This window comes from Pseudomonas sp. MEJ086, assembly GCF_030209025.1.
Classification (GTDB): domain Bacteria; phylum Pseudomonadota; class Gammaproteobacteria; order Pseudomonadales; family Pseudomonadaceae; genus Aquipseudomonas; species Aquipseudomonas fulva_A.
Genome location: NZ_JARVSV010000041.1, coordinates 1 through 14599 on the forward strand (window position 1 = coordinate 1; position 14599 = coordinate 14599).

Annotated in this window: 12 protein-coding genes; 1 reads left to right on the forward strand and 11 read right to left on the reverse strand. The window is 63.0% G+C overall.

Annotation, left to right across the window (positions count from 1 at the left end):
- Nucleotides 1-700: 700 nt before the first annotated feature.
- The 5 genes from QRN22_RS23430 to zwf form a co-directional block, all read right to left on the reverse strand.
- Nucleotides 701-1519 (reverse strand): shikimate 5-dehydrogenase, encoded by an 819-nt coding sequence (locus QRN22_RS23430; protein WP_042554099.1) that lies wholly within the window; start codon nt 1517-1519, stop codon nt 701-703.
- A 73-nt stretch (nt 1520-1592) separates the two neighbouring features.
- The gene (locus tag QRN22_RS23435; protein ID WP_042554098.1) at nt 1593-3218 is read right to left on the reverse strand and encodes an NADP-dependent glyceraldehyde-3-phosphate dehydrogenase; all 1626 of its coding nucleotides are present in this window, start codon (nt 3216-3218) and stop codon (nt 1593-1595) included.
- Between the two features lie 52 nt (nt 3219-3270).
- A complete protein-coding gene (locus QRN22_RS23440; RefSeq protein ID WP_042554097.1) occupies nt 3271-3939 on the reverse strand; it encodes a bifunctional 4-hydroxy-2-oxoglutarate aldolase/2-dehydro-3-deoxy-phosphogluconate aldolase in 669 nt (222 codons plus the stop codon).
- Between the two features lie 19 nt (nt 3940-3958).
- Nucleotides 3959-4672 carry a 6-phosphogluconolactonase gene (pgl, locus tag QRN22_RS23445; RefSeq protein ID WP_042554096.1) on the reverse strand — a complete coding sequence of 238 codons (714 nt, stop codon included), beginning with the start codon at nt 4670-4672 and terminating at the stop codon, nt 3959-3961.
- Nucleotides 4659-6128 carry a glucose-6-phosphate dehydrogenase gene (zwf, locus tag QRN22_RS23450; RefSeq protein WP_042554095.1) on the reverse strand — a complete coding sequence of 490 codons (1470 nt, stop codon included), beginning with the start codon at nt 6126-6128 and terminating at the stop codon, nt 4659-4661. The genes pgl and zwf overlap by 14 nt, the downstream gene beginning before the upstream one ends.
- 175 nt (nt 6129-6303) lie before the next feature.
- Between zwf and QRN22_RS23455 the strand changes: the two genes are divergently transcribed.
- The gene (locus QRN22_RS23455; protein WP_179540072.1) at nt 6304-7164 is read left to right on the forward strand and encodes a MurR/RpiR family transcriptional regulator; all 861 of its coding nucleotides are present in this window, start codon (nt 6304-6306) and stop codon (nt 7162-7164) included.
- Between the two features lie 258 nt (nt 7165-7422).
- Here QRN22_RS23455 and QRN22_RS23460 read toward each other — a convergent pair whose 3' ends face one another.
- From QRN22_RS23460 to QRN22_RS23485, 6 genes are all read right to left on the reverse strand, one after another.
- Nucleotides 7423-8655 carry a maltoporin gene (locus tag QRN22_RS23460; protein WP_042554093.1) on the reverse strand — a complete coding sequence of 411 codons (1233 nt, stop codon included), beginning with the start codon at nt 8653-8655 and terminating at the stop codon, nt 7423-7425.
- 93 nt (nt 8656-8748) lie between these two features.
- A complete protein-coding gene (locus QRN22_RS23465; protein WP_042554092.1) occupies nt 8749-9897 on the reverse strand; it encodes an ABC transporter ATP-binding protein in 1149 nt (382 codons plus the stop codon).
- Between the two features lie 29 nt (nt 9898-9926).
- Nucleotides 9927-10757 carry a carbohydrate ABC transporter permease gene (locus tag QRN22_RS23470; RefSeq protein ID WP_042554091.1) on the reverse strand — a complete coding sequence of 277 codons (831 nt, stop codon included), beginning with the start codon at nt 10755-10757 and terminating at the stop codon, nt 9927-9929.
- Nucleotides 10750-11658, reverse strand: a complete 909-nt coding sequence (locus tag QRN22_RS23475; protein WP_042554090.1) for a carbohydrate ABC transporter permease — start codon at nt 11656-11658, stop codon at nt 10750-10752. The genes QRN22_RS23470 and QRN22_RS23475 overlap by 8 nt, the downstream gene beginning before the upstream one ends.
- 275 nt (nt 11659-11933) lie before the next feature.
- Nucleotides 11934-13202, reverse strand: coding sequence for an ABC transporter substrate-binding protein (locus QRN22_RS23480; RefSeq protein WP_042554089.1), 1269 nt, complete (start codon nt 13200-13202; stop codon nt 11934-11936).
- Between the two features lie 113 nt (nt 13203-13315).
- Entirely contained in the window at nt 13316-14548 is a 1233-nt protein-coding gene (locus QRN22_RS23485; protein WP_042554088.1) for a D-mannose isomerase, read from the reverse strand.
- Nucleotides 14549-14599: the final 51 nt, after the last annotated feature.

The window sequence follows — 14599 nt, forward strand, 5'->3', positions numbered from 1 at the left end:
TATCGCCCGCAAGCGGGCTCCTACAGGCCTGGATCTGCAGATATTTGCAGGACCTGAGGCAACACCGTCGCGGCGTCGAACATCCATTTTGCAAACACCGCCAATACCGTAGGAGCCTGCTTGCGGGCGAATCGTCAGGTAAACGCAGATTCAGCGGCAAGGCCACAATCGTATCGCCCGCAAGCGGGCTCCTACAGACATGGATCTGCAGATATTTGCAGGACCTGAGGCAACACCGTCGCGGCGTCGAACATCCATCTTGCAGACCCCCCAATACCGTAGGAGCCCGCTTGCGGGCGAATCGTCGGGTCAACGCAGATTCAGCGGCAAGGCCATAATCGTATCGCCCGCAAGCGGGCTCCTACAGGCCTGGATCTGCAGATATTTGCAGGACCTGAGGCAACACCGTCGCGGCGTCGAACGTCCATCTTGCAGACACCGCCAATACCGTAGGAGCCCGCTTGCGGGCGAATCACCGGGGCAACGCAGATTCGGCGGCAAGGCCATAATCGTATCGCCCGCAAGCGGGCTCCTACAGGCATGGATCTGCAGATATTTGCAGGACCTGAGGCAATACCGTCGCGGCGTCGAACATCCATCTTGCAGACCCCCCAATACCGTAGGAGCCCGCTTGCGGGCGAATCACCGGGTCAACGCGGATTCAGCAGCAAGGCCACCAGCGTATCGCCCTACTGACCGGTTATTCGGCCAGGGCGAAGCGTGCAGCGCGGCCGATCAGCTCGGCATCGGGGCGCACGCCGGTGTACAGGGCGAACTGCTCGACGGCCTGCAGGACAATCACCTCACCACCGGTGATGACCGGTTTGCCCAGCGAGCGGGCCAGGCGAATCAAGGGGGTTTCCACCGGCACGGCGACCACATCGAATACCCACTTGGCAGCGGCAACGCCGCGCTCGTCGAAGGCCAATTGCTCGGCCTCCGCGCCACGCATGCCCAGCGGCGTGACGTTGACCAGCAGATCGGCCGGTCTCTCGTCCAGTGTCTCGCACCAGCTCACCCCGCACTGCTCTGCCAGCGCCCTGCCCGCCGCTTCGTTACGGGCGACGATATGGCCATCGCCGAAGCCGCTGTCGCGCAATGCGCAAGCCACCGCCTTGGCCATGCCACCACTGCCGCGTAGCGCGTAGTGGCTGCTCGGGGGTACGCCGTGTTGCGCGAGCAGATGCACCACGGCGCTGTAATCGGTGTTGTAACCCGTCAGGTGGCCGTCGTCTGCGACGATGGTATTGACCGACTGCAGGGTCGCGGCCGACTCGTGCAAGGCGTCCAGATGCCTGATGCACGCTTCCTTGAAGGGCATGGACACCGCACAACCGCGTACGCCCAGTGCGCGGATGCCGCCGATGGCAGCTGGCAGGTCGGTGGTGGTGAACGCCTTGTACAGATAATCGAGCTGCAGTTCCTGATACAGATAGTTCTGGAAGCGCGTACCGAAATTCCCCGGCCGCCCGGAAAGCGACATGCACAGGCGGGTGTCCTTGCTGATGTTGAGAGTCATGCAAACAACCTCGCAACCGTCAAAAGTCCACTACGCGCCGTTATTGCCGGCACGCGAGACATTGGACAGGCGCTTAGAAAATGTAATCGGTGGTCAGGAAATTCGATGAACGCTGACGGATCACTTCGCTGACCAGCGCCTTGTTATCGTCCGTGAAGCGGGTCGCCACCAGGGTGCGGATCGAGAAGGTACGCAGGGCATCATGCACCGACAGCGTGCCCTCGGCGGAATCCTTGCGACCGTTGAACGGAAAGGTATCCGGGCCGCGCTGGCACTGGGCATTGATGTTGATGCGCCCGACCTGGTTGGCGAAAGCGTCGACCAGGCGGCCGATCTGCTGCGCATCGTTACCGAACAGGCTCAACTGCTGACCGAAATCCGACTGCAGTACGTAATCGATCACCTGCTCGACATCCCGGTATGGCACCACTGGCACCAGTGGCCCGAACTGCTCTTCGCCATACAGGCGCATCTGTGGCGTTACCGGGCACAGCAACGCCGGATAGAAGAAACTCGCGCGGTGCTCGCCGCCACCCGGGTTGATGATCCTGGCGCCCTTGTCGATGGCATCGGCCATGACCGCTTTCAGGTACTCCACCTTGCCCGGCTCGGGCAGTGGCGTCAGCGCGACGCCCGCTTCCCAGGGCATGCCAGGCTTGAGTTTGGCCAGGCCGGCGCTGAATTTGTCGAGGAATGGCTGCAGCACATCTTCGTGAACGAAAAGGATTTTCAGCGCCGTGCAGCGCTGACCGTTGAACGACAGGGCACCGGTCAGCGCCTCGCTCACCGCGTTGTCCAGGTCGACCTCGGGCAGCACGATGCCCGGATTCTTGGCGTCCAGGCCTAGGGCGGCGCGCAGGCGATGGGGCTTGGGGTGCAATTTCTTCAGATCACTGGCGCCCTTGTGGGTACCGATGAAGGCGAATACGTCGACCTTGCCGCTCTCCATCAGGGCGCTGACCGTTTCGCGGCCGCGACCGTAGATGATGTTGATCACGCCGGGTGGGAAGCTGTCGCGAAACGCTTCCAGCAACGGGCGCATCAGCAGCACGCCGAACTTGGCCGGTTTGAAGACCACGGTGTTGCCCATGATCAGCGCCGGAATCAGCGTGGTGAAGGTTTCGTTGAGTGGGTAGTTGTACGGCCCCATGCACAGCGCCACACCCAGTGGCACACGGCGAATCTGCCCCAGGGTGCCCTGCTCCAGTTCGAAACGGCTGGAACGACGATCCAGCTCCTTGAGCGCACCGATGGTATCGACGATGTAATCGCAGGTACGGTCGAACTCCTTTTCGGAGTCCTTGAGGTTCTTGCCGATCTCCCACATCAGCAGCTTGACCACCGCAGCACGCTGTTCACGCATGCGGGCCAGAAAAGCTTCGACATGGGCGATGCGCTCGGCGACCCGCAGGTTGGGCCACTGCCCCTGGCCGTGATCGTAGGCGGCGACGGCAGCGTCCAGAGCGGCCAGGGCCGCATCGGCGTCGAGCAGCGGCGTACTGCCGAGCACCACCTGGCGCTCGCCATCGTCCTCGGCGAGATAGATCGGGCTACGCACCTGCGCCAGCGGCCCCTGCCAGAGGCGCAACTCGCCGCCGACCAGGTATTCACGCTGCTCGACCGGTGCGTCGGGGCGGTAGGCTTCAGGGATATCGTGCAGACGGGGAAACAGCGCAGCGGGGTCGAAGGGACGGGACATGAGAACTCCTGGACGGAGGGAGCCCGGCCCCACGGCGCGGGCTATGACGAGATCAGTTGGCCCGGTTCAGCAGCGCCAGGGCGTCGGCGCTCGCCTGGCGAACCTTGTCCCAACCCGCGGAGCTGTCCAGCATCCAACTGCCGCCAACGCACATCACATTGGGCAGGGCCATGTAACGCTGCATGTTGTCGGGGCTGACGCCGCCAGTCGGGCAGAAGCGGATGTCGCCGAACGGGCCACTGAGCGCCTTGAGCGCGGCGGTGCCGCCACAGACTTCCGCGGGGAACAGCTTGAAGCGACGGTAGCCAAGGGCGTAACCGACCATGATTTCCGAGGCACTGGCGACACCGGGCAGCAGCGGTATCGGGCTGTCCAGCGCAGCACGCAGCAGTTCGTCGGTGGAGCCAGGGCTGACGATGAACTGAGCGCCGGCCTCCTCCACCGACTCGAGCATGCGGCGATCCAGCACCGTGCCAGCCCCCACGCACAGATGTGGGCGCTCTTCGCGCAGGCGGCGGATGGCAGTCAGGCCGTGCACCGAGCGCAGGGTGATTTCCAGTACCTGCAGGCCGCCGGCGTCCAGGGCATCGGCCAGCGGCAGAATGTCTTCCTCGCGGGCGATGGTGATCACCGGCATGATCCGCGCTCGCTCACAGAGCGCGTCGATGCTGGCGATCTTTTCAGCCATGGTTGGGGCTGGGCGGCTGATGGCGTGTGTCATGTTGTTTGATCCTTTTGGCCTAAGGGCACCAGTAAATTTCTAAAGGCGCGCCAAGAAACGCGCTGATCGGCATTTTTTTGTGATCACGGTGTTCTAGCGCCTGCTCCAGCACGCGCAACTTCCCTTCTCCTTCGATCGACAACAGTTGCAGTCGAGCTGCCTTGAGCAACGGCAGCGTGAGGGTCAAGCGCTGATGTGGCACCGCCGGGGCGAGCATCGGCAAGCAGCGGCGCTCGCCGTCGCCCCGCAACGCTTCATCGAGGTTGGGGCTGTTGGGGAACAGCGAGGCGGTATGCCCGTCGGTGCCCATGCCCAGTACCAGTACGTCGATGGGAGGCAGGTCGCTCAACGCCTGTTCGGTGAGCGTCGCCGCCTCTTCGAGGCTACCTGCGCTGTGGTACAGGCCGAGCAGTCGCGCTTCGGCGGCTGGCCCCTGAAGCAAATGCCGACGCACCAGTGCCTCGTTACTGTCTTCATGGGCGACCGGCACCCAGCGTTCGTCGGCCAGGCTTACCAGCACCTTGCTCCAAGGCAACTGCTGCTGCGCTAACGCTTTGAAAAAGGCAATCGGGCTACGCCCGCCAGACACCACCAGCGTAGCGGTGCCGTGGCTGTCGATGGCATCGCGCAGCGCGCCGGCCACGCGATCGGCCAAAGCCTGAGCCAGGTGCTGCGAATTGTCGTGGCTGCGGGCAACCACGCCCGCGGGAAATTCGAGGTCAGAGATCGCCATACCAGGCCCTCCCGTCGCGAGTGATCAGGGCGATGGAGCTCATCGGTCCCCAGCTACCGGCGACGTACGGTTTGGGTGGGTCACCGAGTTTCTTCCAGCCAGCGATCAACTGATCGCACCACTGCCAGGCATGCTCGATTTCGTCCTTGCGCACGAACAGATTCTGGTTGCCACGCATGACCTCCAGCAGCAGCCGTTCGTAGGCATCGGGAATGCGTGAACTGCCGTAGGTTGCCGAGAAGTTCAGCTGCAATGGACCGCTGCGCAGCTGCATGCCCTTGTCCAGACCCTGGTCCTTGGTCATCACCTGCAGGGAAATGCTCTCGTCCGGCTGCAGACGGATGATCAGTTTGTTGCCGATCAGCTGCCGCTGCTCGGGAGCGAAGATGTAGTGCGGCGGCTCCTTGAAGTGAATGACGATCTGCGACAGCTTCTGCGCCATGCGCTTGCCGGTGCGCAGGTAGAACGGCACCCCGGCCCAGCGCCAATTGCGGATGTCGGCACGCAGGGCAACGAAGGTTTCGGTGTCGCTATGGGCGTTGGAGTTCTCTTCCTCCAGATAGCCCGGCACCGGCTTGCCATCGCTGGTCCCGCCCACGTACTGGCCACGCACCACATGACGGGAAAGCTGCTCGGCGTTCATCGGTTCGAGCGCCTTGAGCACCTTGACCTTCTCGTCACGGATGGCATCCGCAGAGAGATCGCCAGGCGGATCCATGGCGATCAGGCAGAGCAGCTGCAGCAGATGGTTCTGGATCATGTCGCGCAGTTGCCCGGCCTTGTCGAAATAGCCCCAGCGGCCTTCGATACCGACCTTCTCCGCCACGGTGATCTCCACGTGGGTGATGTGGTTCTGGTTCCACTGGGTCTCGAACAGACTGTTGGCGAAGCGCAGCGCGATCAGGTTCTGCACCGTCTCCTTGCCCAGATAATGGTCGATCCGATAAACCTGGGTTTCCGGAAAGTACGCCGCCACCGCATCGTTGACCGCGCGGGACGATTCCAGATCGTGGCCAATGGGTTTCTCCAGCACGACCCGTGTGCCCTCGGCCAGACCGACCGCGGCGAGGTTGGCGCAGATACCGCCATACACCGACGCGGGCGTGGCGAAATAGGCGATCAGCTGACGCCCGCTACCGACCGCCTCGGCCAGCTGCGGGTACCCATCAGGTGGCAGGAATTCCATGCTCAGGTAACGCAGGCGCGCCTGGAAACGCTGCATCACTGCCTCGTCCAGTTCCTTGGCAGGCAGGTAGCGGCGCAGATGACTGTCGATGGCGCTCAGGTGCGTGGCGGGGTCGCCGCCCTCGCGCGCCAGGGCAAGCAGATGGGTATCCTCATGCAGCAGCCCGGCACGATCGAGCTGATAGAGGGCAGGAAACAACTTGCGCAATGCAAGGTCGCCCAGGGCGCCGAACAGAGCGAAGGTACAAGGTTCAACGGGAATCACGGACATGATCTTTGTTCTTCTATCAAGTTACCCTATTGATAGCGGTTAACCGCCAACTTCGCAACTGGAAATGTAGTAATAAAAACAACATTTTTATAGACTGCAGATCTCGATAGCCAGTAGACAGCAGCGGTCGTACGATTGACCGGCGTTTTATCAGACAAGGACAAAAATGGATCGCGTGCGCAATCTCCTCGAGCAGATCCAGGGCCGCCTCGACAGCCTGAACAAGGCCGAACGCAAGGTCGCCGAAGTGATACTGCTCAATCCGCAGCAGGCCACCCGCCTGAGCATCGCCGCCCTCGCCCAGGCCGCCCAGGTCAGCGAACCGACGGTGAACCGCTTCTGCCGCTCGTTCGGCGTCAACGGCTATCCCGAGCTGAAAATGCAGCTGGCGCAGAGCCTGGCCAGCGGTGCGGCCTACGTCAGCCGCGCCGTGGAAGCCGACGACGGCCCCGAGGCCTACACCCGCAAGATATTCGGCAGCGCCATCGCCTCGCTGGACAGCGCCTGCCAGAGCCTCGACCCGAACCTGATCAGCCGCGCCGTCGACCTGTTGATCCAGGCCCGGCAGATCCATTTCTTCGGCCTTGGCGCATCGGCGCCCGTCGCGCTGGATGCACAGCACAAGTTCTTCCGCTTCAACCTCGCGGTGTCCGCCCACGCCGATGTGCTGATGCAGCGGATGCTGGCATCGGTGGCCCATACCGGCGATCTGTTCGTGATCATTTCCTATACCGGCCGCACCCGCGAACTGGTCGAGGTGGCGCGTCTGGCGCGGGAAAATGGCGCGTCGGTACTCGGCCTCACCGCCGCCGGCTCGCCGCTGGCACAAGCCTGCAGCCTGAGCGTGCATATCCCGTTGCCCGAAGACACCGACATCTACATGCCGATGACCTCGCGGATCATCCAGCTCACCGTGCTCGACGTACTGGCAACCGGCATGACCCTGCGCCGCGGTGCGGATTTCCAGCCGCACCTGCGCAAGATCAAGGAAAGCCTCAACGCCAGCCGTTATCCTGCCAGCGAAGAGCAAGGCTGAGCGGCACGGCGCCATGCGTAGGGTGGGTGAAGCGGCGCCAAACCGCGACCGCCACCCCACATCAAGTCCAGAGCGCCGCATAACCCACCACGCGGTCGACGCTGATACCGAATGGTGGGCCACGGCGCACAAGAACCTGGTCGTTCCCGATGAAAACGACCAGCGCCTACCCACCCCACGAGCCTGCAAGCTAGCGCTGCGCGACTGCGAAATCGTAGTCAGCTTTTACTTGCGGCTTGTCGCTTGCAGCTCGAGGCCTTACTTCCACCAGTACTCCACCTGCACCCCGAAGTTGGAGCCGTTGCGGGCGCTGCCGAAGGCGCCGGTGTCGGACAGTGCCGAGCCTTCCGCCAACAGATTCGCCGCTTCCTGCGCGGCCTTGTTCCAGGTGGCGTAGGTGTAGTACAGGCGAATTTCCGGACGTTCGAAGAAGCCGGGCCCGGCAGGCGACCAGGTCGGGGCGACGGTGAACTTGCTCAGTTTGCGGGTGCCGCCGGAGGCATCCACCTGATCATGGCCAATCTCGCCGACCAGCTTGAACTGCTGGGTGAAGGCATAGCTGGTACGCCCGCCCACCGACCACCAGTCCTGATCGGCGCCATCGTCACGCTTATCCTTCTGGTAGACGGCCTGAACCTGTCCGCCCAGGCGTGGGGTTACCTGGAAGTCGAAGAATTCGACCACCCGCCAGCTCTTGGCACTGCGATCCAGGGTCGGATCGCCGGTGTAGCCAAGGCCGGTGCCCGGCCCCTCGCCGTACTGCAGGGCCAGCTTGTTGTCACCGCCCAGGCCGAGGAAGTTCTTCTGCACGTGCTGCCCGGTCACTGCCCAGCCGCTGTTCGCATCCTCGACGGAAGATGGCTTGTCGACGTAGCTGACCCCCACCTCGATCTCGCCGCCCGGGTTGGTCACGAAACCGCCGACGTTGAAGTCGTGGCGGTTGATGTATTCCTTCTGGTCGTAGCTGTCCTTGCGCGAGAACACGTAGCTGTACTTGTAATCACCGATCTTCATCTCGTCGATACCGAAACCGGTAGCGCTCTGGTTCCAGTAGTAGAAGTCGGAGATGTGGATGTCGTTACGTTTGTAGAAGCGGCGCCCTGCCCACAGCGAACCGCCATTGAGCGCCGGCATGTTGCTCCATTCGGCGTACATCTGGTTCATCCGGGCGGTGCCACGATCGCCGGTGAATTTAGGGGTGTGGCCATACTCGTTGAAGAGTTGCGCCATGCCCTCGATGCTCAGCACCGAGCCATCGTCCAGGCTGAACAGATCCTGACGCAGATCCAGCTCGGCGTAGTGCTCGCACTCGTTACCCAGGCGATACTTGGAGCGCGCGCCCGGCAATTGGAAGCATGACTGTCGGCCGTTGCCGTCGGCAGTACCGGCACCGCTGCGCACGTAGCCGGTGAACTCCAGCGCCATTCCCGTGACCGGTAGCGTCAGGGAACCCAACGCCATGGCCAGACCGAAACCCGTTGATCGTTTCATACCCTCTCCTGCTGTTTTTATTGTTGTTACCGCTTCGCTTGCCGGTATCAGGACTACCGAGGCCATGACGGCACTCGCGAGACCGACTCCTTTTCAACGATTCTTTAACTGGGTGACATTGCTCTGCGCAGCGATGTCTGCTTCGGGGCGTACGCGCTCGCCGCTGTCGGCATCGAACAGCAGCACCCGCGAGGCATCGATCTGCAACTCGATGTTTTGGCCGATCTCCGGTGCTTGGTCCGGTGCCAGGCGGCAGCACAGCTTGGCGTCATTCACGCTGACGAAGACCAGGGTGTCCGGCCCGGTGGGTTCGGTGACCTCGACCACGGCAGGCAGTGACGCAGCCTGACCGGGCGCACTGGCCGGCTGAATCTGTTCAGGGCGGATACCGAGCAGCAGCGTGCGTTGCTCGGTGCCCTCGGGCAGGTGGCCGAGGGGCAGTTCGCAGCTGCCGGCCGACGAGGTCAGCGTTGCCCACACCTGGCCAGCACGGCGCTGCAGTTGCACGGGCACGAAGTTCATGGGCGGCGAGCCGATGAAACTGGCCACGAACAGGTTGGACGGGTCGTTGTAGATCTGCTGCGGGGTGCCGAACTGCTGGATCACGCCCTCCTTCATCACCGCCACCTTGTCGCCGAGAGTCATTGCCTCGATCTGGTCGTGGGTGACGTAGACCGTGGTGGTCTTCAGGCGCTGGTGCATCAGCTTGATTTCGGTACGCATCTCCACCCGCAGCTTGGCGTCGAGGTTGGACAGCGGTTCGTCGAACAGGTAGATCTTCGGCCGCCGCGCCAGCGCCCGGCCCATGGCCACACGTTGCTGCTGGCCACCGGAAAGCTGCCCCGGCTTGCGCTTGAGCAGATGCTCGATCTGCAGCAGCTTGGCGACCCGTGCCACTTCCTCGTCGATGGCCGCCGGGGCCATCTTGCGCATCTTCAGACCGAAGGCGATGTTGTCGCGCACGCTCATGGTCGGATACAGCGCGTAGGACTGGAACACCATGGCGATGTCACGATCCTTGGGGCTCATGCCGCTGATGTCGGCGTCATTGACCAGGATCGCGCCGTTGCTGATGCTCTCCAGCCCGGCGATGCAGTTCATCAGGGTGGATTTCCCGCAACCCGAGGGGCCGACCAGAATCAGGAACTCCCCGGCATCGATCTTCAGGTCGATGCTCTTGAGCGTGTCTGTCAGGCCACTGCCATAGGACTTGTTGACGTTGCGCAATTCGAGCGTTGCCATTTACTTCTCCACTTGTGAAAGCGCAGCTTTCAACCCTTCACCGCGCCGGCCGTGAGGCCGCGCAGAAAATATTTGCCCGCCACGATGTACACCAGCAGGGTCGGTAGCCCGGCGATCATCGCCGCGGCCATGTCCACGTTGTATTCCTTGGCCCCGGTGCTGGTATTGACCAGGTTGTTGAGGGCCACGGTGATCGGCTGGGAATCGCCACTGGCGAACACCACACCAAAGAGGAAATCGTTCCAGATCTGGGTGAACTGCCAGATCAGGCAGACCATGATGATCGGCAGCGACATGGGCAGCAGGATGCGGCCGAAGATGGTGAAGAAGCCCGCGCCATCGAGGCGCGCCGCCTTGACCAGCGCATCCGGCACGCTGACGTAGAAGTTGCGGAAGAACAGCGTGGTGAAGGCGATGCCGTACACCACGTGGATCAGCACCAGGCCCGTGGTGGTATTGGCCAGGCCGAACTTGCCGAGGGTGAACGAGGCTGGCAGCAACACCGTCTGGAACGGCAGGAAGCAACCGAACAGCAGCAGCCCGAAGAACAGCTGCGAGCCGCGAAAGCGCCACATCGACAGCACGTAACCATTCAGGGCACCGACCGCCGTGGAAATCAGCACGGCCGGTACGGCGATCTTCACCGAGTTCCAGAAATAGCCGCCGACCACGTCCCAGGCCTTGACCCAACCGATCAGGGTGAACGCATCGGGCCAGGACAGCAGGTTGCCGGCACGCACGTCCTCGGGGGTCTTGAAGCTGGTCAGCAGCATCACGATCAGCGGCACCAGGTACAGCGCCGCGGCGAACAACAGGGTGGCGTAGATCGCCACACGGCTTGGGCTGAAGGCTCTAGTCATGGCGTTTGCCCCGCAGTTCCGAGTAGAGATAGGGCACCAGAATCGCCAGGATCGCGCCGAGCATCATCATCGCGCTGGCCGAGCCGATGCCCATCTGGCCGCGGCTGAAGGTGAAGTTGTACATGAACATCGCCGGCAGATCGGACGAGTAACCAGGGCCGCCTGCGGTCATCGCCGCCACCAGGTCGAAGCTCTTGATGGCGATGTGCGCGAGGATCATCACCGCACTGAAGAACACCGGCCGCAGGCTCGGCAGGACGATGCGCAGGTAGATGGTCGGCAGGCTTGCGCCGTCCACCTGAGCGGCACGGATGATCGATTGATCGACGCTGCGCAGCCCAGCCAGGAACAACGCCATGACGAACCCCGAGGCTTGCCACACGGCAGCGATCACCAGGCAGTAGACGACCCGATCCTGATCCACCAGCCAGTCCAGGCGAAAGCCTTCCCAGCCCCAGTCGCGCAACATCTTGTCCAGCCCCAGGCCGGGGTTGAGCAGCCATTTCCAGGCGGTACCGGTGACGATCATCGACAGCGCCATGGGGTACAGGTAGATGGTGCGGATGAAGCCTTCGCGGCGAATGCGCTGATCGAGCAACACGGCCAACAACACGCCGATGACCAGGCTGATGCCGATGAACATGCCGCCGAACACCATCAGGTTCTTGCTTGCCACCCACCAGCGGTCGTTGTCCATCAGCCGCACGTACTGCTGCAGGCCGACCCACTTGTAGCTGGGCATGAAGCTGGAATTGGTGAACGACAGCACCAGCGTCCAGAGGATGTAGCCGTAGAAGCCGACCAGCACCACCAACATGCTCGGCGCCAGCACCAGCTTGGGCAGCCAGCGCTGCAGCGCGTCGAAGGGTGAAGCCTTGCCGATTACCGTCGTGACACTCATCGGGCATTACCAGTGTGGAGATGAATTCGGGTCGAACGCCGCCTGCGACTGGGCCAGGGCCTGGTCGAAGGAGGCTTTGCTGATAAGAACGTGTTCACGATCTAGCGAGCTAGAGCAATGCAAGGCAAAAACAGGCGAGGAAGCGGTCGGAGTCGCGGGCGACTTTACTGATGTAAATGAGCATTCCGAGTCTGTTTTTAACGCCGCAGGGCCGACGCGCAGCAGGTCATGAACAGGTTCTAAGGAAATGGGCCGGCTAACCGGCCCAAATCAACCTACTGGGCGGATTTGATCGCCGCGTTGATCTGCGCGCCGGCCTTGCTTGGGTCGGCGTTCTTGTCACTCATGAAGTTGGTGACCACATCGAAGATCGCCCCCTGCACCGCCAGGTTGGTGGCCATGCTGTGGGCCATGCTCGGCTCCAGCTTGCCGCTCTTGTCGGCCGCCTGGAAATCCTTCATGGAAGCCTGGGCGCAGCTGTCGAACTTGCTCATGTCGAGGTCGGAACGCACCGGGATCGAACCCTTGTTCTCGTTGAACACGTACTGGAACTCGGGCTCCAGGGCGATGCGCGCCAGGGCGTGCTGGGCAGCGATGTCACCCTCGTTCTTGAGCTTGAACATGGCCATGGAGTCGATGTTGTAGGTGTAGCTGCCGGCAGTGCCTGGCATCGGCACGCACTGGTAGTCCTTGCCTGCGACCTTGCCAGCGGCCGTCCACTCGCTCTTGGCCCAGTCACCCATGATCTGCATCCCGGCCTTGCCGTCGATGAGCTCGGCCGTCGCCAGGTTCCAGTCACGACCGGCGCGGTTGTCATCCATGTAGGTGGAGAGCTTTTTCAGCGCGGTGAACACTTCGGTCATCTGCGGGCTGGTGAGGGTCGCCTCGTCATTCTCGACGAATGCCTTGTGGTAGCCCTCGGCACCCATGATGCCAAGCACCAGGCCTTCGAACACGGTGCTGTCCTGCCACGGCTGACCGCCGTGGGCCAGGGGCACGAAGCCGGCCGCCTTGAGCTTGTCGCCAGCGGCATACAGCTCGTCGAGGGTGGTCGGCGCCTTGTCGATGCCGGCCTTCTTGAACACTTGCGGGTTGATCCACAGCCAGTTGACGCGGTGGATGTTCACCGGCACGGCGACATAGTGGCCGTCGTACTTCATGGTATTGGACACGGTTTTCGACAGCAGGCCATCCCAGTTGTTGGCCTTGGCGACGTCGTCCAGCGGCGCGAGCAGATCCAGCGCGCCCCACTCCTGCAGATCCGGCCCCTTGATCTGCGCAGCGCCCGGCGGATTGCCGGAAACCACGCGGGTCTTGAGCACGGTCATCGCGGCGGAACCCGCGCCACCGGCCACGGCACTGTCCTTCCAGGTGTAGCCGTCTTTCTCGACCAGCTCACGCAGAACCTTCACGGCCGCAGCCTCGCCGCCGGAGGTCCACCAGTGCACGACTTCGACCGTACCTTTGGAGTCGGCTGCCAGAGCAGCGAGCGGGAATAGCGAGGCGAGAGAAACGGCAGTGGCGAGACGGGTGATCGCGTTCATCGAAGTACCTTTCTTGTTGTTAGAAGCAAGTCGTGGCGCTTGCGTTGCATGGAGTGTAATCAGGCTTTGCCGGCAGCCAGGTAACGAAGGGATGCGCGAATGTCACCACCTCGTTACATGGCTGCCAATGCCGAAGCCAGGCTCGGCGCCAGCGGCAGGCGTGGCAGCAGAACGGCCTGGTAGGCGTGATAGAGATCGGGCTTACCAGGCCAGATGCTGGAGGCCGGATGGTTGTCGCTGTCGAGCTCGTGGTGCCAGCTGCCATTTTGCAGGTCGATGAAATGGCTGGAGGCGAACTCCCAGAACCGTCGATACCACTGCTCGTAGATGGCCTCCCCCGTGCGGCGCAGCAAGGCCGCGGCGGCGGCACAGGCCTCGGCCTGCACCCAGTGCAGCCGCGCGCGTACCACCGGGCGCCCCAGCCAGTCGAGGCTGTAGACCAACCCTGGTACGCCATCGGCATGCCAGGCATCGCGACAGGCACTGGCGAACAGCCCGCGGGCATCCTCCAGCAGCCAGTCGGGCGCGTCTAGGCCGGCCCGGGCCAATGCCGCTTCGAGGTGCAAGAGCAGACGCGCCCACTCGAAACTGTGCCCCGGCGTGCTGCCATAGGGTCGGAACGGGTCGGCACGGTTATCGACGTTGTATTCGGGCAAGGCCTGCCACTGCGGGTCGAAATGCTCGACCACCACATAGCCCCGGGAGGCCGCGTGATGGTGGATCAGACGCTCGACAATGCGCAGCGCGCGGTGCAGCCAGAGGGCATCACCGGTGACATCCGCGAGGGCGAGAAACGCCTCGGTGGCGTGCATGTTGCTGTTGGCACCGCGGTAGGCTTCTTCCTGCGACCAGTCGCGACTGAAGCTCTCGCGCAGCGCGCCCTCCTCCTCGCACCAGAAATGCCGCTCGATGATGCCGATCGCCTCGGCCAGCAGCGCCTCGGCTCCGGGCCTGCCGGCAGCCTGCGCGGAGCTGGCGGCCAGGGCCACGAAAGCATGCAGGTAGGCGGACTTGTCGCCCTTGCGACCGACGTCCGCGAACCAGCCGCCAGCCTGCTCGTCACGCAGGTCGCTCTGCAGCGTGGCGATGCCGTGATCGACCAGATGGGCATAGCCGGGGATACCCTGGATATGGGCCAGGGCGAAACAGTGGGTCATGCGGGTGGTGTGAATCAGCTCGGCGCTGGCTCCCGCGGGCAATCGCCCCTGGCCGTCCAGCGCAGCGAAACCCTGCGCGACACCAGAAGTGCTGGCGAACGGCAGCAGGCGCATGCCTTCGGCGTTCAGCCAGGCACGATGGGCTGGCTTGACCAGCCAGCTGTCGGAGGGCAGTGCAGGTGTTTTCATTGTTGTTATTCCATGCAAAGGATCAACGCTTGAACCGCAGGGCAACCATCA